The organism is Spiroplasma endosymbiont of 'Nebria riversi', assembly GCF_018831625.1.
Lineage (GTDB): Bacteria > Bacillota_I > Bacilli_A > Mycoplasmatales > Nriv7 > Nriv7.
Genome location: NZ_CP065193.1, coordinates 1,395,200 through 1,414,935, shown reverse-complemented (window position 1 = coordinate 1,414,935; position 19,736 = coordinate 1,395,200). Strand labels below are relative to the sequence as shown.

The 19,736-nt window shown below is 27.4% G+C and carries 35 protein-coding genes; 18 read left to right on the top strand and 17 right to left on the bottom strand.

The window, feature by feature from the left end:
- The first annotated feature begins 360 nt into the window (after positions 1-360).
- Complete coding sequence (locus I5Q57_RS09780) at positions 361-483, top strand: hypothetical protein (protein ID WP_256444891.1); 123 nt, start codon at positions 361-363, stop codon at positions 481-483.
- A 469-nt stretch (positions 484-952) separates the two neighbouring features.
- Here the strand turns inward: I5Q57_RS09780 and I5Q57_RS09980 are convergent, their stop codons facing one another.
- From I5Q57_RS09980 to I5Q57_RS09175, 16 genes are all read right to left on the bottom strand, one after another.
- Positions 953-1,126: a hypothetical protein gene (locus I5Q57_RS09980; protein WP_369806581.1), complete on the bottom strand. Its 174-nt coding sequence runs from the start codon at positions 1,124-1,126 to the stop codon at positions 953-955.
- On the bottom strand, positions 1,123-1,710 hold the full coding sequence (locus tag I5Q57_RS09240; RefSeq protein ID WP_215826252.1) for a DDE-type integrase/transposase/recombinase: 588 nt from the start codon (positions 1,708-1,710) through the stop codon (positions 1,123-1,125). The genes I5Q57_RS09980 and I5Q57_RS09240 overlap by 4 nt, the downstream gene beginning before the upstream one ends.
- Positions 1,711-2,105: 395 nt before the next feature.
- A complete protein-coding gene (locus tag I5Q57_RS09775) occupies positions 2,106-2,228 on the bottom strand; it encodes a hypothetical protein (RefSeq protein ID WP_256444890.1) in 123 nt (40 codons plus the stop codon).
- Positions 2,229-2,514: 286 nt separating this feature from the next.
- On the bottom strand, positions 2,515-2,718 hold the full coding sequence (locus I5Q57_RS09235; RefSeq protein ID WP_215826251.1) for a hypothetical protein: 204 nt from the start codon (positions 2,716-2,718) through the stop codon (positions 2,515-2,517).
- Positions 2,719-2,771: 53 nt separating this feature from the next.
- Positions 2,772-3,050, bottom strand: coding sequence for a hypothetical protein (locus tag I5Q57_RS09230; protein WP_215826250.1), 279 nt, complete (start codon positions 3,048-3,050; stop codon positions 2,772-2,774).
- Between the two features lies 1 nt (position 3,051).
- On the bottom strand, positions 3,052-3,444 hold the full coding sequence (locus tag I5Q57_RS09225; protein ID WP_215826249.1) for a hypothetical protein: 393 nt from the start codon (positions 3,442-3,444) through the stop codon (positions 3,052-3,054).
- Complete coding sequence (locus I5Q57_RS09220) at positions 3,420-4,160, bottom strand: hypothetical protein (RefSeq protein WP_215826248.1); 741 nt, start codon at positions 4,158-4,160, stop codon at positions 3,420-3,422. The genes I5Q57_RS09225 and I5Q57_RS09220 overlap by 25 nt, the downstream gene beginning before the upstream one ends.
- Before the next feature lies 1 nt (position 4,161).
- Entirely contained in the window at positions 4,162-4,644 is a 483-nt protein-coding gene (locus tag I5Q57_RS09215) for a hypothetical protein (RefSeq protein WP_215826247.1), read from the bottom strand.
- Between the two features lie 5 nt (positions 4,645-4,649).
- Positions 4,650-4,835: a hypothetical protein gene (locus I5Q57_RS09210; RefSeq protein WP_215826246.1), complete on the bottom strand. Its 186-nt coding sequence runs from the start codon at positions 4,833-4,835 to the stop codon at positions 4,650-4,652.
- A gap of 189 nt (positions 4,836-5,024) precedes the next feature.
- Positions 5,025-5,270, bottom strand: coding sequence for a hypothetical protein (locus tag I5Q57_RS09205; RefSeq protein ID WP_215826245.1), 246 nt, complete (start codon positions 5,268-5,270; stop codon positions 5,025-5,027).
- A 9-nt stretch (positions 5,271-5,279) separates the two neighbouring features.
- Positions 5,280-5,606, bottom strand: a complete 327-nt coding sequence (locus I5Q57_RS09200; RefSeq protein WP_215826244.1) for a hypothetical protein — start codon at positions 5,604-5,606, stop codon at positions 5,280-5,282.
- A 13-nt stretch (positions 5,607-5,619) separates the two neighbouring features.
- Positions 5,620-6,486: a hypothetical protein gene (locus tag I5Q57_RS09195; protein WP_215826243.1), complete on the bottom strand. Its 867-nt coding sequence runs from the start codon at positions 6,484-6,486 to the stop codon at positions 5,620-5,622.
- 12 nt (positions 6,487-6,498) lie between these two features.
- Positions 6,499-6,741 (bottom strand): hypothetical protein, encoded by a 243-nt coding sequence (locus I5Q57_RS09190; RefSeq protein WP_215826242.1) that lies wholly within the window; start codon positions 6,739-6,741, stop codon positions 6,499-6,501.
- Between the two features lie 15 nt (positions 6,742-6,756).
- On the bottom strand, positions 6,757-6,987 hold the full coding sequence (locus I5Q57_RS09185) for a hypothetical protein (protein WP_215826241.1): 231 nt from the start codon (positions 6,985-6,987) through the stop codon (positions 6,757-6,759).
- Between the two features lie 164 nt (positions 6,988-7,151).
- Complete coding sequence (locus tag I5Q57_RS09180) at positions 7,152-7,364, bottom strand: hypothetical protein (RefSeq protein ID WP_215826240.1); 213 nt, start codon at positions 7,362-7,364, stop codon at positions 7,152-7,154.
- A 30-nt stretch (positions 7,365-7,394) separates the two neighbouring features.
- The gene (locus I5Q57_RS09175; protein ID WP_215826239.1) at positions 7,395-7,589 is read right to left on the bottom strand and encodes a hypothetical protein; all 195 of its coding nucleotides are present in this window, start codon (positions 7,587-7,589) and stop codon (positions 7,395-7,397) included.
- Between the two features lie 993 nt (positions 7,590-8,582).
- Here I5Q57_RS09175 and I5Q57_RS09170 point away from each other — a divergent pair.
- The 17 genes from I5Q57_RS09170 (at position 8,583) to I5Q57_RS09090 (ending at position 19,223) form a co-directional block, all read left to right on the top strand.
- A complete protein-coding gene (locus I5Q57_RS09170; RefSeq protein WP_215826238.1) occupies positions 8,583-8,960 on the top strand; it encodes a hypothetical protein in 378 nt (125 codons plus the stop codon).
- 251 nt (positions 8,961-9,211) lie between these two features.
- The gene (locus I5Q57_RS09165) at positions 9,212-9,421 is read left to right on the top strand and encodes a hypothetical protein (RefSeq protein WP_215826237.1); all 210 of its coding nucleotides are present in this window, start codon (positions 9,212-9,214) and stop codon (positions 9,419-9,421) included.
- Positions 9,422-9,487: 66 nt separating this feature from the next.
- Complete coding sequence (locus I5Q57_RS09160) at positions 9,488-10,027, top strand: hypothetical protein (protein ID WP_215826236.1); 540 nt, start codon at positions 9,488-9,490, stop codon at positions 10,025-10,027.
- A gap of 107 nt (positions 10,028-10,134) precedes the next feature.
- Positions 10,135-10,578 carry a hypothetical protein gene (locus I5Q57_RS09155; protein ID WP_215826235.1) on the top strand — a complete coding sequence of 148 codons (444 nt, stop codon included), beginning with the start codon at positions 10,135-10,137 and terminating at the stop codon, positions 10,576-10,578.
- Entirely contained in the window at positions 10,556-10,921 is a 366-nt protein-coding gene (locus I5Q57_RS09150; RefSeq protein ID WP_215826234.1) for a hypothetical protein, read from the top strand. Before I5Q57_RS09155 ends, I5Q57_RS09150 begins: the two co-directional genes overlap by 23 nt.
- A gap of 83 nt (positions 10,922-11,004) precedes the next feature.
- Positions 11,005-11,511 (top strand): hypothetical protein, encoded by a 507-nt coding sequence (locus I5Q57_RS09145; protein WP_215826233.1) that lies wholly within the window; start codon positions 11,005-11,007, stop codon positions 11,509-11,511.
- 2 nt (positions 11,512-11,513) lie between these two features.
- The gene (locus I5Q57_RS09140) at positions 11,514-12,386 is read left to right on the top strand and encodes a hypothetical protein (RefSeq protein WP_215826232.1); all 873 of its coding nucleotides are present in this window, start codon (positions 11,514-11,516) and stop codon (positions 12,384-12,386) included.
- A 40-nt stretch (positions 12,387-12,426) separates the two neighbouring features.
- The gene (locus I5Q57_RS09135) at positions 12,427-13,344 is read left to right on the top strand and encodes a hypothetical protein (RefSeq protein ID WP_215826231.1); all 918 of its coding nucleotides are present in this window, start codon (positions 12,427-12,429) and stop codon (positions 13,342-13,344) included.
- Positions 13,345-13,455: 111 nt separating this feature from the next.
- Complete coding sequence (locus I5Q57_RS09130; RefSeq protein WP_215826230.1) at positions 13,456-14,073, top strand: hypothetical protein; 618 nt, start codon at positions 13,456-13,458, stop codon at positions 14,071-14,073.
- A gap of 3 nt (positions 14,074-14,076) precedes the next feature.
- Entirely contained in the window at positions 14,077-14,232 is a 156-nt protein-coding gene (locus tag I5Q57_RS09125) for a hypothetical protein (RefSeq protein WP_215826229.1), read from the top strand.
- An 87-nt stretch (positions 14,233-14,319) separates the two neighbouring features.
- Positions 14,320-15,558 carry a hypothetical protein gene (locus I5Q57_RS09120; protein WP_215826228.1) on the top strand — a complete coding sequence of 413 codons (1,239 nt, stop codon included), beginning with the start codon at positions 14,320-14,322 and terminating at the stop codon, positions 15,556-15,558.
- A 30-nt stretch (positions 15,559-15,588) separates the two neighbouring features.
- A complete protein-coding gene (locus tag I5Q57_RS09115; RefSeq protein ID WP_215825961.1) occupies positions 15,589-15,861 on the top strand; it encodes a hypothetical protein in 273 nt (90 codons plus the stop codon).
- Entirely contained in the window at positions 15,854-15,994 is a 141-nt protein-coding gene (locus I5Q57_RS09110) for a hypothetical protein (RefSeq protein WP_215826227.1), read from the top strand. Before I5Q57_RS09115 ends, I5Q57_RS09110 begins: the two co-directional genes overlap by 8 nt.
- Positions 15,994-17,235, top strand: a complete 1,242-nt coding sequence (locus tag I5Q57_RS09105) for a hypothetical protein (protein ID WP_215826226.1) — start codon at positions 15,994-15,996, stop codon at positions 17,233-17,235. The genes I5Q57_RS09110 and I5Q57_RS09105 overlap by 1 nt, the downstream gene beginning before the upstream one ends.
- 1 nt (position 17,236) lies before the next feature.
- Positions 17,237-17,488 (top strand): hypothetical protein, encoded by a 252-nt coding sequence (locus I5Q57_RS09100; protein WP_215826225.1) that lies wholly within the window; start codon positions 17,237-17,239, stop codon positions 17,486-17,488.
- A gap of 98 nt (positions 17,489-17,586) precedes the next feature.
- Positions 17,587-17,910 carry a hypothetical protein gene (locus I5Q57_RS09095; protein WP_215826224.1) on the top strand — a complete coding sequence of 108 codons (324 nt, stop codon included), beginning with the start codon at positions 17,587-17,589 and terminating at the stop codon, positions 17,908-17,910.
- 77 nt (positions 17,911-17,987) lie between these two features.
- Entirely contained in the window at positions 17,988-19,223 is a 1,236-nt protein-coding gene (locus I5Q57_RS09090; protein ID WP_215826223.1) for a hypothetical protein, read from the top strand.
- A gap of 24 nt (positions 19,224-19,247) precedes the next feature.
- Here the strand turns inward: I5Q57_RS09090 and I5Q57_RS09085 are convergent, their stop codons facing one another.
- Entirely contained in the window at positions 19,248-19,601 is a 354-nt protein-coding gene (locus I5Q57_RS09085) for a hypothetical protein (protein ID WP_215826222.1), read from the bottom strand.
- Positions 19,602-19,736 lie beyond the last annotated feature (135 nt).

Here is a 19,736-nt window from a genome sequence, read left to right as displayed (position 1 = left end):
AAGCCATTTTTGTCACAAGAATTACAGATTCCAACTTTGATTTTTATTACCAACACATAAACTTTCGCTATCGCATTCGATACAAAATATTACTGCCAAAAGAAACATACCCCTAAAAGTTTGTAGAAAACAAAATCTTGTCATATTTATATGGTTTCTACAAAATTAAAAAAAGTATGTAATATACCACGACTTATTGACAAACACAAGAGGGTTTTGTACTAATTAAAAAAATCAGTAAAATCTACTAATATGGTATAATTAAATTGTATTAAATAGACTGTAAAATGGAGAAAGGCTGTGATTATTTGGTAAATTTTATTAATTACTAAGAATTCAAGAAAAGGAAGTTAATTAATTGTGAAAAAATTACTAGGATTAATAGGAACAATAACAATAGCAGGGGGCGGAATGGCTGGACTTGCGGGAAACGCACCAACACTAGCAAAAAATAATATTAATTATCAACAAACAAATAATTAGAAACTTTAAAAAGAAGACAAAAGACAAATCGGAATAGGAGTGAGCGTTTTAACAGATATTTATTTGCAAAATGGCGGATTTAAATCGCCAAATGAGAAACAATGGAAATTGAGTCCGCAAATTGTATGGAAATAACGGAAACCACCCAGATTGTGGGATTCATTACAGAGGTCCTGGATGACACTATGAAAATTGCACGTGTTAATTAATTAACTTAGTAAATATGAATATTTTAACTTAATTAAATGAAAATTAATAAATTAATAAAAGTAATATAGCTTAAAAACAGCAACCTTAATTGCTGTTTTTATTTTGTTTATTATCATATTTATATAAAAAAACTATTCTCTGGTTCAATGATATTTAATTATAATCTTCCGCCACCAACAATTGTTGATTTAGAAATCAGTATGCATTCAAGTTAATTTTGGTTTACCTATGTAGGAGCAAAAAATAAATCTTTTAAAATTTAATAAACATAATTATATAAAAAATAATTATTCAAAATTATAAAAATTACTTTGTTTAAAAATTTTTGTAGCGTTTGAAATGGTGTTTTAGTGTTTAATGATGAATGACAGCGTTCAAAGTTATAAAAGTAATAATATTTGTTTAGATAATGTTGAAGTTCATCTTGATTTAATTTTTTATCCTTGGAATAAAATAATTTGTTATAATGTTGGTGGAATCGTTCAATCTTCCGTTGGATTGAGGCGAACGAATTGGTGTCGTTTCGTGAACGATTCCGCTTTTTGAAAGAAAGGTTGTAAAAGGCCTTTCTTTTACTTTATATGCTTTTTTATTGCTTCAATTAGTAGTAGTAAATTCAGGAGCATTATCAGTGCGGAGGCGTTTAATTATTATGCCAAGTTCACTAAAATCTTTTATTGCTCTTTGCGCGGCGTTAATGGGATTATTGGTTCCTAAACTATCATAAACATAACCAAATACTATGCGTGTCATTTCGTCAATGAAATCATAAATGTAATATTTTTTATCAACCGGAAAATTTGATGTAGTAATAATTTTGGCACCCATTTGTAAAAGACCAATTCCGGAAACTTCATAACGCTTAAAATGGCGTTTAGTTTGTTTGATTTGTTGTTTTAATTCTTTTCAACGGGAGTCAGTTTTAATTCAACGATAAAAAGTTTTGATATTTTTATGAACTTCTGAATTTTTGACATCGCGAAAAACAATTTTTAAATTGTTAAATAAAGACCACATTCCACCGGCTTGAAGATTTTTGTAATCAAAATATAAATCGCATAATTTTTTTGCGAGAATTTAAACTATATTGATAATTAAGATTTTTGTGGCTTTGTAGTTTTAAACAATAACAAATCTAAATTGTCAGAATAATAAGCGGTCATAATTTTTTGTGCCCAACGATAAAAGGTTTTCGTTGCGTTCTTAAATATTTTTTAATAAGTTTTGTTAAAGTAGTTTCTTCAATAGACTTGGTACATAACCTTTAATTTCACGCCCGATAAACTATAAAATTTATTTTCGTCTTTGTATTTATCTAACATTTGTACTTCGCCCAGAAAATAATATTATCAAAATAGTAGATAAAATTGAGGGTTATGTACCAAGTCTAATATAGAAATAAGTACATAAATTTAAATAGGCAGTAATGCGTTTTTTAGTTTTATAGTAATAAGATTACGGCAATTGGCACTTAATCAACTTTGTGCTTTTGCTTTTAAATCTGCTAAGTCAGCTTGGGAAATAATATATTTCATTTTTAAACTCCTTAAATTAAGAAAACCGTATTACAAAAAATACGATTTTCAAACATTATATTTAAAATTGCTAATTAATTAGGTATTTTTGCTAAAAATGAACTTATAAAATATTGTGGTTTATTTAATTGATATCTATCTAAATAAACAAATGACACTTTAATACTTTCAAGTTTAGGAATTTCTCAGCCATAAGTAGTCAATATATCTTCAGATGGTTTTGGTTTATAAACACCTTCTCGTTTAAAAAAATCCTTTATAGGATTATTAATACTTTGATTTTCGATTAAAAAGCTTTTTTCAGACATATCATCTGGAAACGAACACTTTCATCATAAAAAGTTATTCTTCCAGCAGAGCCAAAACTCTCTACATTAAAAAATGTATTATTTAAACTAGAAAATTGTAATTTTTTTTCAGAAACATTACTTCTACATCCAAAAATAAACATTACACATACTAAATTTAAAGCTGATAAAAATTTTCGCATAAAGAAAAATCCTCCTTTCAAAGGAATTATATTATAAAAAATATTGGCAATATTTAAGAGAACTTTTTTAATATCATTAATAAGATTGCTAATGACACTACAAATTCAAATAACATCTGAAATGCTGGAATAACTTCAAACACTGGAAAAGCGGTTTTGGTAAAATTAATCGTCGTTTTAGCAATATCGGCAATGGGGCGAATTAAAAGATTAATCCCTGAAAGACCAAGTAATCAATTTAACACACTAACAGAAGCGTGCTGAATCCCACAAGATATGGCACTAAATAAGCCTCAATAAGAACAATTAGGTGTTGGAATTAAGTCATCCATATTACCCGCTTATTCCGCCACCAATAAAAGCTGTTGAATTCAAAATGTTAAAATCGTATAAAGAATAATGATATTCAGTGCTTTCACTTTGTTTTTTATATAGCGGAAAAGTTAGCGTAAAAATATTAATTCCATACATCACATCAACTTTAGCATTATAAAAATGCAATTTATTGCTAGTAACATTTCACAATTGGTTATCATACGCTTTTAATACATTAAAATCTATTTGATAAGAACTTTTACCAGTTTTAAAATCATTAGCAATTTGTTTATCTTTCACAAAAAAATACGAACGAAAAATCATATTCTTACTATTTTCTATTGTTGAATCAAAATTAATTAAATATTGTTTAGGATAAAAAGTAATTAAGGAACGATAGAAAAACCCCATTTGTAAAACATTTTTAGGAATTGTTGCATTCCTTTGTAATCTAATTCTACATAAGTAGAAGTATCCATATCAAAACTTGCATAAAAGAATTGTACGAAAAAACCACCTAAAACTTTATAAATTTTATTAAATAAACCATTAATAAAATCAACAGTTAAATCTTTTTGGTAATAAAGCATAAAATCTTTAAAATCAAATTTTAATTTGTCATCATAGCGTAAAAAATAGAAAGTATTACCATAATAATTAACTTGTCCAAAAAAGGTATTGAAAAAGTCTCTTCCAAAACTTGCTCGTGACCCAAATTTTAAAATTGATTTACCATTCTCTAAAAACTCATTATAACCCATAAGGTCAGTACCGTCAGTTTTTATAGTAATAACATCACCAAAACTAGAAAAGGAAAGTTCTGTAAAAATAATGTTCTCTGTTAATGACTCATTTCAATGAGATTTGCGACTTAAAGTAAATTTACTATTTTGTTTAAAACCATTTAATTTAATTGACATTTCACTCATATATTTAAAATTATCATCAAAGAAATTAAAAATTGGGACTCAATATAAATAGCTATAATTAAATTTATCAAAATCTCGACGTTGTATCATTAAATAATCTAGCTTATCTTGAAACTGATTATACTCATACTCACCATCATTTTTATTTATTTCCGTAGGTAACGGTTGCTCGTTATCTTTCTCTGGTTGTAGTGGCACTTTAGCTGAAAATGAACTTATAAAATATGTGTTTATTTAATTGATATCTATCTAAATAAACAAATGACACTTTAATACTTTCAAGTTTAGGAATTTCTCAGCCATAGGTAGTTAATATATCTTCAGATGGCTTTGGTTTATAAACACCTTCTCGTTTAAAAAGATCCTTTATAGGATTATTAATACTTTGATTTTCGATTAAAAAGCTTTTTTCAGACATATCATCTGGAAAACGAACACTTTCATCATAAAAAGTTATTCTTCCAGCAGAGCCAAAACTCTCTACATTAAAAAAAGTATTTTTAATGCTAACAAACTCTAATTCACAATTATTGCCACATTGACTGGGGTTTGTAGCTCGTTTTTCTCGTTTCATAAAAAATTGTTCTATATTAGGTTTTGGTGGTTGTTTTGTATCAAAGAACGCTCCTAGCGGTACCAAACTAATAAACATTATAATAAATCAAGAAACAATCTTGTGCATCTCATCTACACCTTAAAACTCTTTTTTATCGCTTTAAAAGCGTCAGAAAATTTATAATAATTATGTTGTGGGCATTTGCAATTAACAACTTGCATTTGGTGCTCTCTAAAAACTTTATTAAAGTAATAACCCCTAATAATTAACTTAATACCAGTTATTAACAAATAAACGATTAATAATCAAAAATACACCTTGAGAACTACATTTTGGAAATCAAACAATATAAAATCTTTAAAAAACTCATCTGTGTTAGTTCGAATTTTTGTTAAAAATATTTAAATTAGAGTAATAAATCTATGAAATATAATAAAAAAATGTATAAAACCTAAAAGGCTTTTAAATCATTTAATACTTAATATTTTCTTTAACTTTTTCATTTTTTAAATCTTTAAAATTAAATATATTGTTGATAAAATACAAATCGTTCCTAAAATTTGGAAAATCGGATGTTGAGAAAATAACCTTATCATTGGTTTAAAAAAATCTAAAATTTTAATATTATTTGATAGAACTTTATTAAAATATTCTAAACCCTCACGCACATAGGCTCATAAACCTAAAAAGTCGTTTAAAGCAAAAATAGAAAAAACAGCAACAAGAATAAATAATATTATCAATTTAAACATTTTAAAAACCTACCTTTTTATTCGCCGTCCATGTTGGTCGACTCACGGTCTGCTTTTAGGGTTATTACCACTAAATTTCTTAATCGGACCACTAGATGATTTTTTCTTAGTTCCTCAATTAGCAACTGATTTTCGATATTTTTTACAAAAACCAACTTTTGGTCGTTCGATATGAATACCTAAAATACCACCAATTACAAGATTTATTACAAGCATAATTAGCGGAAAAATAATAATGCGAATATCTGTTCCGGGAATAGTTAAAGTTCAAATTAAATCAAAAACTTTATAAAACATATCGCCAATTAAACTAGCCATTTTTTCTAAGTTTTCCATTTTTTAAAATCCTTTATTTATTTTTCTTCTTCAGATTATTTTTTAACTTGGTAAGTATCTTACTAAATTTTTCCATTTTTAAATATTCTAATGCTTCAACATCCATTACATTATCATTTCAAAATTTATGTTGATAATTATCATTCAAAGCACGATTACTTAATTCACGCAAGAATGATAAATATTTATTATCGTAAAGATTTAAAATTGACATCGGAATTTTCAATTTAAAGAAATAAATGTCTAATTCCGGAATGCTACGATACTTGATTTTGCGACCTTTTTTATCATTTTTTGCATTAATTAGAGTTAAACGTCATTGTTCGTATTCGCTTACCGATTTAAAAGTACCATAAATAACTTGTAAATAAGGACGAAAGATGCTAACTGGTTTTTTTCTAATGCCAACAATTATTGAATTCGCAATATCACGAACTTTAACTAATATATGTTCGGCTCGTTGTCCGCTTGCTAATACGATATGAGTAAACTGCCGTGCTGAAGCGAAATATTCTTGTAAACCTTGGGCCGCCCTATCATTTTCTTTATAGTCAGTTCCTTCTAAAAATAAGTTGGTTTCATCTCATAACAGCAAATGCTTTTCTTCTAATATCGGATAATTATAATCTAATAAAGACATATGCCCTAATGAAAGCATTTGTTTATCCGCAATCGGAAAAGTAGAAATCGTTTTTCAACCGCTCAATAAGTAAGAAGCTAAAACCATTAAAGCAGTTTTTCCAGTCCCTAAGGCACCAATTACTAAATTTAAAGGCGAATTTAATAAGAAATTAATAAAACTACGACGAGCAAAAAAATGAGAAATTTTAGTATATAAAATATACAAAGCAATTAATAAATAAATAATATCAAATAACATTCTTTTTTATTGCTATCTGCCGGGCATTAATTTTTCAAAAATTTTGAAAGCAATTAAAAATAAACCAATAATCACACTAAGCAAGAAAAATCAATATGTAGCAAAGAAATTAACAACATTTGGCATATTACCGCCAATAATATCAGTTCAAATATTACCAAATGCTTTAATTAATGCTTTTCATAAGTTAGTAACCGCTTGCTCACCAGTAATTGCTACTGGCGGTGTTGTTACATCAAGAAAAGTTTTAAACATATAATCACCCCCTTTCTAAACAAAATATGATTTAACTTTATAAAACAAAATAACCATAAATAAGACGATGAATACTAATACCATTCAAAACGCAATATTTGCTATTAAAAGTCAAGGTAGTTCTTTGGTTAAATCAATTTCTTTACCAGAAACTCACGCCGGAATAGTTGTAATTTGGATAAATAAATCTCAAAAATACAATTTTGTCATTTCTCAATCTAAATCTTTTCAAGCAACTAAAAACATAATAATTACCGCTTAAAAGGTCAAAAGAGTAGAAAAATAATTGCTGAGAAGAGCATTACAATTATTAAAATTGAAAACAAAAATACAACTTGGGGTGGTAAATCGGCAGTTGGATAAATTAATTCAATTAACTCAATAATTATTTTTTTAAACATTTTCTAAACCTACTTTTTAATTTCTTTTTCATCTTGTTCTAATAAATTTTTCTTAAATTTTGCAATAAATATTCGTTGTGCATAAGTAAAATCTTTTGGCAACTGTTTTGCTTCACTACCATATTTCTTTTTATCTTTAAAAAACCGATAAATATTAACTGCAATATAATATGCTAGTAATAATGTTAAAATCGTAAAAAATACTAATCCAAATATACTCATCTTTCTTTTCTCCTTAATTTTCTAATTAATTTATTTTTTTAAACAATTATGTTCAACAAAATCAACACAAAGTCAATTATCACCAACTAAATCAGTTCTAACAGAATCAACTGCAAATTTAGACGCTCAATTTTTTTGTTCTAATCCGGTTTTTTTATTAATAGAATATATAAACTCTTGACAATAATCTTTGCCAGGCTCATCCACACTAACTCACATTTTCATTTCTAAAACTCCAAAACTATTTTTTACTACACCAAATAAAAAAAAATGCAATAACTTAGTTAAATAACTCAACTAATCCATAACTAGCGGGCGGAGCATACGCTTTCCGCGCCGCTTTGCCGCCATAAACATCAACCAAGATGGTGTGGTGTGTTTGTTGTGTTTTTTTTACCTCTATTCTTAAGGCACCTTAAAACACCTTTAAAATTAATTTTTAAAATAATTAAAACTTACATCCTTTTTATAGTTCTCTTTTTCAACAATAAAAAAATTTAACAATTCCTGTCCTATAATCAAATTAGACTCCTGCTCTTTCTTATTAACTGAAACCAACTGATAGTTAGTTATCTAACTAAGTTAAATATTTATTTTTTTAAACATTTATGTTTAACAAAATTTGTTAGTAAACTTCGTTTACTAATTAACTTAGTTTATTACTATCAAGGCACAAAAAAATACAAGGCATAACTAAAAATAATAAATATTAATTTAACCTTATATTTCTTGTAATAAATAAATGAGCTCGTATTTATTTATTAATTAAAAGCAAGTTTGTAGAAACCAAAATCTTGTCATATGTATATGGTTTCTACAAAATTAAAAAAATTATATGTAAGGTAACACAGACATTTTAGACCAGTAAGAATGCTCCTCTTAACAATAATTTTTTAAAGGAGGTAGGTATTTTAATTAATAAAATTAAACTAACTTTATTAATTTATTAACTTGTTCGAACAAAAACTAAATTCTATTTAAAAAGTTGTGTTGTAAATATGAGAACACTTTTTAGGTGTGCCAAAAAATGCTTTTTGGTAATTTCCAGCATTTCTCGCACCTAGTTAGCTAACATAACTTAGTTAACATAAAAGAGATAACATAGATTTATTTAGATAGTTAACTATGTTAGCTAACTAGGAAATTGCATATAAGGAAGGATGTATATTATCTTTTTACAAAAAATAAAAAATTATTGATATGAGGAGTTAATAAATAATGACTAACTTAAAAAATTTATTTTTGAATAAAAAATATATTGTTGCTGAAACAACAAATGTGATTTTACTATCAATTACCAATAGTGGTGGTGTTTCTTGAGTTCCTCGAAAACTAGTATACCCATCAATTAAATATGCAAATCAGATGGTGATCGGTATTTTTACAGAAAATGATTATGAAGTTATTAATTATGATGCCAACGGTGCACACAAAATTACAACCATTAAGGGGCAAGAAATTATTAATTTGTATGAAGAAGTTAAAATTAAAAATCGACAAAAATTTTTAGAAAATATTAAAAAATCTGAACTTGATAAAGATATTAATTTTAATTATATTATTCCCGAATGACTAAAAGAAACTGATTTAAATTAGATTAAATCTTGCACAAGTACGAGATGTCTAAAAAATATTGTTATGTTATATATTCTTGCGAAACTAATGAGTTAGTCGGTGTTTATGATAATGTTGCTGAAATTGTAGAACGCTATTATGGGTTTTCGCGTAATGACCCTAATTTTAAAAGAAAAGTACACTCATTAGAAAATGTAATTTATTACAAGAAAAAAGCCATCCGTCCGCGGAAATGAATTATTTATAAAGAAATAATTGAGGAAGATTAATTAATGGAAAACAAACATTTTTATTGACTTAAAGCATTACGCCAAAAATATTCTTATAAAGAATTAATTACAGCGTTAAAAGCAATTAATTGTCAATTGAAAGAAAAATCATTGCAATGTGAGTTTAAAAGAATAGAAAATTATTGTAAGCGGAAAACTAAAAAAAACTTATGATTATCAAAATTGCTTTGTGCCACAAGCAAAATGAACTAAAAAACAAGAATTAAAAATAGAGAATGACAAATTAAAAATAATTAAGAAAGGAATTGATAGTTAATTATGTTAAATTCTAATTTATTAAATAAAATTAATGTTAATGATAAATGATACACACAGAAATATGTGATTAAATCAATTTTAGAATTTTTAAAACCTAATAGTACTATTTTATGCCCTTTTGATAAAATTGATAGTGAATTTGTATGTGTTTTAGAAAAAAATGGGCATAAAGTTTGAAATAGTCATATTGAAGATGGAATTGACTTCTTTAATTACATTAAAAGTGATGTGGATAGATATGATTATATTATTTCTAACCCTCCATTTAGTAAAAGAAAGCAAGTAATAGAACATTTATTTAATTTAGGTAAACCGTTTGCGATGTTAATACCATTAGTAAGTATTGCATTAAAACCAATTAGAGAAAAAATAGATCAGTGTGAGTTATTAGTTTTTAATAAAAGAATAAAGTTTATTGCTTATAATGGTATAGTTTGCAAAAATCCACCAAGTGAAACTGCTTATATTTGTCATAATGTTTTGCCTAAACAAATTGTTTATAGAAAATTAAAGGAATTAAAAAATGAAAACATGATTTAATGTGGATGAATCAGATAAAGATTATTGTCAAAAGTTTATATATTCTATTAATAAAAAAACTGAATTAGAACAAAAAATGTAGTTGTCATAGGGTAATTATTTAGTTTATGAATTATATAATTGGTATTGATCCCGCAGGAATCGGTTCTACTGGTATTGTTGTTTGGAATTTTGAAAATTCATGCATTGAATTTGACGAAACAATAATTTCTGAAAGCGTTGAACAAGCAATTTTTAAAATTAAAAAATTATTTGATAATTTTAAAAGAATAGAAAATTTTAAGCCAGTGTTTATTATTGAAAATTTTTTCTTAACTAAAGGTAGAACGATTGACAATCCTTTAGCAACCTCAGAACTTATTGGAGCAATAATCAGTCTTTTAAGGTTTAAATATCATTGGCACTTTCTTAGACAAGAGCCTTCTAAAAAGAAAGGATTTTTTTACAAAGGAAACTTAAAACTTACCAAACACGAGCACGATGCGTGAAAGCATATTCAATACTTTTTGGGTAATGAGGTAAAACAAAATGTTAAAAGCACTAAAAATTAAAAAAGAAAATGAAGTAATTAATTATGTTAATTTTGTAAATTTGACAGTTATTTTAAAAGATATTCCCAAAATCACAGAATTTAAGCAAAAAATAGCTATTAGTAGTGTTGTTATTAAAGTTGTTAATGTTCAAGTTAGTTGGGAGAGTCTTAACTACACAACGCTCTCTATTTATGAAGAAAAGTTGCAAAAAGAATTCTTAAAATTAAAAGAACACGATATTATTTTAATTGAGGGAAAATTACACAATCGTTATTATCCAAATAAGACCACCCACAAAACATTTTTTAGCATTGAGGTTGAAAAATTTAAAAAAATTGGAAAAAAAAGAAAAAATAAATAGCTAAAAACTCAATAATTAGAAAAACTCATTAGATAATTAGAATATCAAATGAGTTTTTTATTTGAAAAAGGAGTACACACCAAATGAAAATTAGAGATAAAAAAATCGTCTTTATTGGTGAAGACGGACAACCCGAAAAAAATGCTGATGGAACTTTTAAGGTGAAAAATTTATATCGTGGCTTCACTGAGCAAAATGACTATACTGCTAATTTTCAGGAAAAAGCAAAAAATCTGTTACAAAGAGAAACGGATGCACTAAAAAAACTTGCCGACAAAGAAAAAGAATATTTAACTTTTAAAAAAGAACAAGAAATTAATAAATTAATTCAAGATGCTAATATTGATAATCAATTTATTAATTTTGTGAAAAACTCAATTAATTTTGAAAATGATATTGAAGTAATTAAAAATGATATTAATAATTTTGTGGCCACGATGCCAAAAATTAAACACACATTAGACACAGGAGGCGCTCCAAATAAGGCTGATGATAAAAATACTAACCCTTCTAACTCAGAAGAAATAATTTTTTCATCAGATGCTTTAACCCCTCAGGAGTTAATGTTTAAAAGAAAGGAAGATAAATAATAATGGCATTTTTTATTAATGTTGACCAATTAAGAACATTGGTTTCAAGCAAATGAAGACCCGAATTTCCACGAACAGGAAGTTTAATTCACCAACTTTTTGCAAATGAAATAGCTTTTACCGAATTTGAATATGGTGAGAAAGTAGTTATTCCACTTGCGACGGACGGAGTTATTAATAAAACATGAGACCCAAATACTGGTTCCAAATCTAACTATGCAACGAGAAAAAAAATAGAAGCTACTTTGGACAAGGTAATTGATATTCAAGAACGCATAGGGCGTTTAGAGAGTAAAGCAGCAGGTCCCAAATTCATTGAAAGTAAGATTATTCGTCTTCGCCAACAAATGGCTGAAATTTATGACAAATACGATGCTGAACAATTAGTGGCTGGTGGTACAGCAATTGCAACCGCAAAACCGATTACTAAAAACACAATTCTTGAAGAAATGGCAAAAATGCGAATTGCTGTTGTCAATTCTGAAAATGAGTGGACAAGTGGTTTCTTGCTCGCTACGGCTGATGTAGTGACCGAAGCTACTTATGCGAAATTGGTAACCGCTTCTCCTGATGGCGTGCTAGGCATGGTTAACGGAGTTGTCGTTGTTGTTAATGGTTGTATAACTATTGAAGTACCCAAATCTCGCTTGCCCGAGAATGTTAATATGATATGAGTTAATACTTTGGCATATGCGACATTTACAGGTATTAATTTGCCTATGGATGTAGGTATGTATACAGATGAAAAATATATGGGGCAAGTTTATATCGCTGAACGAGAATTTTTTACTGGTAAAGTTGCTTTAGCCAAAATGGTTCATTATCATAAATCAACACCAGACCCAGATGGAGACCAAGGTCAAAAAGATGATTAAAAAGGAAATTAGGCTATAGATAGGTAGCCTTTTTTAAATTTTGCCCATTGGAACTAATATAACTGCTTTGCAGTTGAGAGTTATTAAAACTACGCGAATGCCCCGAAAACAAGAAAATGATTTTTTACTGGAATTATTAAAATTTGTAGGTATGCAAGTCATTGGTATTTTATTAGCAAAATTTACTGCCGGTTTGTCGCTAAAATTCTCTCTAAGTGCTGGATTATCAAATTTAACATCCCAATTAATTGCTTCAAGTGTGCGTGTTGTAACTGATTTTACAATTAATCAAGTATATGATATTTATAAAGAACAAAGTAATACAATAAGCACTTTACTTAATTTAACGCCAGCTATTGGTGAAATTAGTAAGATGTCAAGAGCTTATAAAACAACAAAGTTTTTTAATCTAGCGAAAGAAAATAAAATTATTAATCACTTAGGAATAACAACGACTAATAATTTAGAGCAGGTTATTTCGCGGGTTTATAATAAAAAAATTATTCTTGACAAATATAAAACTTGATTTGACTATACTAAAAAACCAACTAAAGAAACTATGCTTAATCATTTAGGATTTTTGGCACGAAAACAATTTGTTAAGAATTATAAAAGTGCAAATGTAACAACATTAGGTCAACTTTTAGAAACGGAAACATTACTAAGAAAAATTAATCCTAATCTTGTAACTAAAACAAGGATATTTAAAGAAAAATGAGGTAATCAATTTTTAAATCGTTACGGAACAAACATTAATGAAATTTCAAAAATGCCAACGGAAAACTGATTTAATTTAATTACCCAAATGCAAAAATCAGGAATGCGTCAAGGTACATTATTATCACTAAATACTTTACGAGCAGAAAATTTTTTTCGTTCTCAATTTCTTAAAAGATTTAATAAAATTATGGAAAAATCAAAAAAATTACAAAAATTGTCGCCAACACATCAAATTTAAAAAGGTTTAAATAAACTGTTTGAGCCTGTAAGAAAAACGATTAAAGAGATAGAATTAAAGACTACAACCAAAATTCAAGAATATACAAATTTTAAGAACATTGTTTCAAGAGTGCAAAAGAAAATAATTGCCGATGGCACTTTATTGCCATTAATATCTGATGTCTTTTTTGCAGTCAAAGTTAAACCAACAGGAATACTAACAGATATTGCAATTACAATTTACTACCAAAATCCTGAATATCGACCAATAGGACCAATAATTACTACCCCTTTAAAATTACAACAATTAATAACTGCATCTAGTCCTTTTAAATTTTATATGTATGAAAGTGGTTGATCAATTGGTTGAGGTAAAACTAAAGGTAATATATTATCTTTAATGCCATTTTTACCAGCAAATGTTCAAGAATTTTACATCAATAGCATAAAGTTATATCGAGTTTTAACTCCGCTTTTAAAAATAACTTATGACCGTTATAAAGAAGGAAATTTATTTAAAATTAAAGAAAATTTTAATCAAGTTTTTAATAAAGACAACTATGTTAATTGAGCCATTGATAGTGTTTTGGGTAAGGGAATTGTTGGACGAAATGTTAAAAACCGCATTGTTAGACCACTTGTTAAAAACAAAAATATTAATTTGAAAATTAATGCTAAAAATATAATCCAAAAACAAATAACTAAAAAAATTACTACTATCAATAAAAAACTAAATCGGAAGTGATAAAAAATGCTCTTAAAAGAACTTTGACCAAATATAACCATTAATGGTTATCATACTATCAAAGCACTTACTGGAACCTTAGATGCTATACCATCTAAATATAAAGATTTAAATTTTGCTAATTTTGATGATTGATTTAAAACTTTCACTTTAAGAGCTTAAAATGATTGCAACATGTATCTTGACTTTATCTTTAACAAGTGAGAATTTACTACTTTTCCTGATGAAATTAAAGAAACCGTAATGGACATGATTTATATTTTGATTGAGCATTGAGTGTTTAACAGAGTACCAGTTGAATTATTTGTTGATGCAACAAATAATTTGAATACTTCTAATACAAGTTATATCGACTCTACTCTAGCAAATAACACTCAAGATATGATCCTGCAAAGAGTTAAAGCATTAGCTAATTTTACAGAATTAAAAAATTTCTTAATTCCTTATAATGATGAAAATACAGTTGATGCTAATATGATTGATTTAGGTTTGTATTACAGTAAATTTGTTGTTGATAAGTTATTAGAAAAAGAAAAAAATGAACGAATTGATGCTGATAATAAAGAAAAAAATGAACGAAATGATGCTGATAATAAACTGCTAAATCACCTCCTACTTGTTCAAGAAAGTAATAATCGTTTTACTTTACAAAAACAATTAAAATTTTTTCAAAGTCGCTGCCAGGATTACACATGCCCCCAAAATCCTAATCTTAGAGGTCCTGTAACTAATTTAGTTATTGAAGAATATGCAAATTCTGATTATGAACATGAAACAGAAACTTTAACGGTGTCTTTCCCAAAGCAGATTGGTACTTTACCACCAAATGTTTTACAACCTAATCCTCAAGAGGGCGATTATACGCATGCTACAACTGCTGATTTTTCGGCAAAATTACAAAAACAAATTAATATACTAACAAATAATTTTAAATTATTGCAAAATTCTTTTATTGGTACAATTGCTTGATTTAGCAGTAAAAAGAAAATTGAAAACGGTTGATTTGCTCTTCAAGATAAAGCATATACAATCATTCTTGCTGGTGGGGATGAACTTGTAACTCCATCTTTAGGTAAAGGAGATTTTATTAGACATAATCCCAATAAATTACTTCAACAACAAAAAGCTTCTGTTGAGAGGCATCGCCATAAAATTTGAGTAGATAGTTATATGGCGAACATTAAAAATTATAACTTTTATCACAATATCAAATTTAAAACTGCAAAAGAGATGACAGCTATTCTTGATTTACAATGGATTAATGTGACAACCCGTAATGAACCTGCCAATTTAAATAATAATAATCTCGGATATGCAGCTTTTAAAGTTCGAAGATATTTTGCGGAAGATGGAGATTGAGCTCCCGGTTATTCTTTGAATTTTAATTTTGACGCCAAAACAAAAGAATATGGTGAAAATGAAACTCGCCCACGAAATACTAGTTTAATGGCACATATTTATGTTGGGTTAGGTGCAAGAGTTAAATAAATTAGATATTAAAAAAGGAGAAAGTATTATATGAATTCAGAAACAGTAGCAAGTATTTTTACAGCAATTATTGGTGGTTTGGGTGGAACGGCCGGCATTACAGGAATAATCTCAGCTTTAAAAACAAAAAAGGAGGCGAAAAAAATGGAGCAAGAAAATAAAGAAGCGTTAAATAAAATTGATACCAAATTAATGATTATAAATAATAAGATTGATATGGTTATTGCTATCAAAAATAATAACGCTAATAAAAAAGAAATTAATATTAATAAACCAAAACGAGGAGTTAAAAATAATGCCTAAAAAATTATTTTGATTAAAAATGTTAATTTACTTTTTAAACTTTATTACTTTAGGACTTGTACCTTTGGGAAAATTAATTTCTGAAAAAATTGAAATTTTAAAAAAACAAGTTAAAGAATTGGAAAATAAATAATGCCATTACGGTTTACTAAAAAATGATTTAGTGACAAAGATGATAATGTTTTAGTTAAAAAACGCGAAATGGAAAAATCAATTTTACGAATGTATGGTTTTGCCCCTTTTGGTCATGAAGATTATTATAAATCTTATGTGTCCGACACTATGGCTAATGCATTAACTCCTAAGAAATTGGAAATTAATATTAGTCAACAAGATTTATCACCAAAAATAATGGCATGACTTTATAAAAATGACTTTCAAAGTAAAAACTGGATTAATGAGAAACGAGCTAGCGATATTGGTATTTTGGTATTTCTAATTTTTTTAAATCAAGGAATTATGAACTTTCAACCCATACGAGTAGCAGAGCGGGAATATGATGTGTTGGGAAATTTAATTCAATGTACAATTTTTTACGACGACTATAAGAAAAATAATCTTAATTTACGCATGTCCGAAACTTACCAATTAGAAAACAGCAAAATAAAAATTACGCGTGAAATTTATGAACTAAGCACTAAAAAAACTGTTGACAATAATGGCACATCCAAATTGGAACAAACAATAATAAAAGTTAATGATTTTGAAAAACAACGCAATAATGAAAAATTAAATATTAAACAAGTTTTAGAAATTAACTACATACCAATTGCAATTTTTTCTAATTTACCAAGTGAGCGTGCTGACATCGCTGGTGTTGAAGATAAATTGAAAGCTTTAGATATTTTTTATGAACAAAGTATTCTAGATGCGATTTTAAACGCCACAAGGTTTCTTATTAATACAAATTCACTTGTTGGTAATGTTCAAAAAAATGTAAATAAGATTATTGATGATTTTATTAAAAATCATGTTTTAGTCATGAATTATGATCAAGCCCAAAATCCAATACCCTTTTCTACTATTAACGGTCAATTTAGAGGGAAAGAATTAACTTATTTATATGATTGAAATGTGACCGAGATTAATAAACGGATCGGGATGCATGTACCCGCAATTCATAAAGAGGCCCAACAAACTCGCCAAGAAAGTTCGGCGGTTAATATTCAAACTAACAATATGCTTGAGCAAAAAATATTATTACGAGAAGAAACCCATGCAAACTTTATTTACTTACTACTTAAATTTGGCCGCGACTTGAATGGTAACGGTTTTATTTCGAAAGAACTTGAAAAAATGACAATCAAAGTCAATTTGAATGTAACAACCACAATTGGTAAAGAAATTAATAATATTGATATGAAAGGACAATAAAATGGCGGATCGAAAGACTAAACCAAGTCAAGAAAATGAAACAAAATATCGTGATTATGCAATTGATAATACTCCACTGGACTTTGCAAATTACACCGAACAATCAGACCCTGACTTACATACAATTTATAACGAAACAAGAAAACGCGAATTATATATTTATCCTTTAAACAACCTTATTAAAAACGCAAATAAACCTAATTTATACTTTTTTCTCCCAATGTTGTTAAAATTGGCTTTATTGACCCGTTAGAAGTTAAAAAAACGATTGCTTATGAAGTTAGTGACTTTAATTTAGAATTAGATGTTTGCAACGCTACTAATATTCAAGATAACAGTGTTGAATATACTATGGTCGATGCTAAGACTATAATTTTTCAAGATGAAAGTTTATACGGCAAATTTAATCTTCATGTTGTTTCTATTGGTGAACCGGCAAACGAAAATAATTTGGATGAATTGTATATTATAAATTCTTACACCGAACGCTATGCCCCAAAATCAATTAAGGTAACCAAGGAAACGGTTTTGGTACGGGCGCAAGATTTTAAAGTTCGTGGTTCTAATCCCGTTATCGTGCGTATTCAAAAACAATTGCCTGAAGATACAAAGGTTAAAGCAATTACTATTAAATTTCCACGGCAAGCTTTATTTGTTATCCGCGATTATTTATAGAAAATGATAAGGTTATGTTACCAATGCTATCAATGCCGATTGAAACTGAACCAAAAGTTAGAATTTTGCAATAATGAATGTCTAGCCAAGTTTTAGCATGAGAAAAAGCAAAATTGTTTTTTAATGAGAAAAGTGCTTTAGATTTGATTACGGTTGGTGGCGGAACAGAATCAAGAAAAAAAGTTTTTATTGATGCAAGAGTAACATCAATGCATATTACTAGAAATACGCAAAAATATCAGAGTGTACCTCTTGGTTGCCTACCAGCGGATTTATTAAAAGAAAATATTATTTTAAATGAAACAATCACTCTGCCGGGCGCTATCGGCGGACTTAAGCCAAGTTGTCTAGACTCTACCGAATATAATTTAACCAAGGATTATTATAGAGTCGAGTTAGAATTTAAAGAAATTTTTAAAATTGATAGCTTACAAAAAGTATTGTTAGATATGATAGATTATACATATAACTACCGCACTAATTTTGAACATGCAACATATATTAAAGATACTAATCAACCTGATAATGATATTGCAAAATTGAAAGAAAATAAATTTGTTGGTCAAAAACCCGAAGTAGTTATTACTAATCTTTTTGAGTACTGAAAATTTGAAAATCCAAAATTATTAAAGCACCCATCGGCACAAATATTTAAACAAATTATTATGATGCTTTCTGAATATATACTTTCTGAATTGTCAATAAATATGGGCTTAAATGATGATTACAAACTATTATTACCTTATTATTTTGAGCTTATTTCAGTTCCGTTGCTTGATGATGGATATTATAAATTCAAAGATGTAGAAGTTGTTTTAAAATCAGAGTACTTTAATTTTGATAATAATAATATTCAATTAGTTAATAACGATATATCGCAAAATCAATTATTTAAATTGAATAGTAACCAGTTTAATAGGCTACCATTAATTAATAATTTAGAACCAAACGACACCCCTAGTTTACTGCCAAAAGATATAAAATTAGCAGATGGAAATTACGGTAAAAATTTTGTAAATTGCATTGTTGAAAAAACAAAATTAAATAGTGTTATGAGCATTTATGGAAAAGGATTAGAGACGTTATTAAGTAATTTTAGGTGATTTGAAGAAATAAATAAACTTGAGATTACTAAGCAATGTAAATTTTTTTTAGAAAAAGAAATAAGTAATTTTAAGCGATTTGAATTGTCTGCTATTTTTGGAAAAGGAAAATATAATTTCGAAATTGAAACAAATCACACATTAATTAAAATGGATAATATATGCTTATTTAATGATAAAATGACTTCTTATGTTAATTTAGAATTATAAAATAAAGAAAAGAGATTAATTAAATTAGTCTCTTTTTTGATTATTGAAATATCCCTTTTCATAATTTCCGTCTCATATCACCACATCTTTTCACAAAGGACCTCTGAGTATTTTATCATGCTTCTTTTTTTCATCTTCATTTGAACAAATTAAATTCATTATTATTCTATCTTTATCTTCACCTGGACCTTGACCTTGACCTTTAAGTATCTGTTTTCATATGTTACTTCCACAATAGACTATCTCACCATTAGATTTTAGAAAGTATTCGTTGCTTCTGCTGTAACCTACTGTTCCTAAAATTAATGCTACAAAAATAAATACTATTAAAGTGAGTAATATACCTACATGTAATAATTTTATTTTATTTTTTGACATGAATAGTTCCTCCAAAAATAAATTTAATTAATTGGGACTAAAAAGAGACCTTTTTATAGGTCTCTTGTTTTGTTTTTGAAATTTAATGAATATATAAATTTTTGACAATTATCGACCGGCCGGGTTGCTTCCACA